General features: G+C 68.2%; 1 protein-coding gene. It reads left to right on the forward strand.

Annotation, left to right across the window (positions count from 1 at the left end):
• Positions 1-276: 276 nt before the first annotated feature.
• Complete coding sequence (locus tag NA3_RS34905; protein ID WP_062969155.1) at positions 277-993, forward strand: hypothetical protein; 717 nt, start codon at positions 277-279, stop codon at positions 991-993.
• Positions 994-1099 lie beyond the last annotated feature (106 nt).

Below are 1099 nucleotides of genomic sequence, written 5' to 3' on the forward strand. Positions count from 1 at the left end.
CGAGCTGGCAGTGATGTTCTTCCCGGCCGGCCGGGACAGACCACCCCCGCACCGGCTCCCGGCACCACAGGTGCAGCGGTCGCGTCGATCCGGCTCACCAACACACCAGGCAGCGGCATGGGCATCAGCCCGAGCGGCAGCGCGGGATTCGGGTTGTTGGCCGGTCGCGTCGCTGACCTCTGCGCACCAGGTGATCTGGTCTGTGACGCTCCCACCGGTTCGCCGCTGACGCAAACGGTGAAAAACATTGCTGCTCAATCGAACCTCGGTGATCCAGTGGCGGCGATATCGACCATCGCGCAAGCCTTGGCGGCCACGACCTGGAAGACCGCGATCGGCGTCGTCACCGACGACATCGCCGGCAACAGCCTGGACGAACTGAGCTACCAACCGACCAAACCGCTGGGGCAACGCCTAGCAGAAGCGTCGGACCCGAACACCCCGATGCCCGGCCCGGACGACGCGCTGGCGGCGCTGTTCCGGATCGGCACGATCGGCCTCAACACCGTGGTAACGGTGGCGCAGACGGTGTTCACCCCGGCCACCATCGCTGAGCTGGCCACTGTCGGCATGGCCAACCCCGCCGCCGCCCTCGGCGTACTCGGCGCGAAACTCGCAGGAGCTGTCGCCGACCTCATCCCGCCGCACACCGCCCTGGGCTGGGTGAACCAGGCATTCGACGCCATCACCTCCACCGTCACCGACGACAACCAGCTCTACCAGCTGGCCACCTACACCCAATACAGCGACACCGCAGGCCACCACGCCGCCTACACCAGCACCCCCGCGACCCCGACCGGAACACCGGCCCTCGCCGCGGTCGCCGACTGGTTCACCGCATTGGCTCACGACCTCGCTGCCACCCACCCCAGCGCGGCAACACCGCTACCCCCGACAACCACCACGACGGAGCCGGTCGCATCGATGACATCCGGTGCCGTTCCTGAGCGGACCGGCACGGCAACCCCTCCCCCTGCCGTGCCGAGTCCTTGAACCCCTTCGGCGGAGACGGTTTCTCTGCGCCAGAGATCAGTTCCGTCCTCGCGGGCCGACTCCGCCGAAGGGCCCATCCACCCCCCATCCACGTCGAGGAGGTGAA

The organism is Nocardia africana NBRC 100379, from assembly GCF_001612635.1.
GTDB classification, from domain to species: Bacteria; Actinomycetota; Actinomycetes; order Mycobacteriales; family Mycobacteriaceae; genus Nocardia; species Nocardia africana.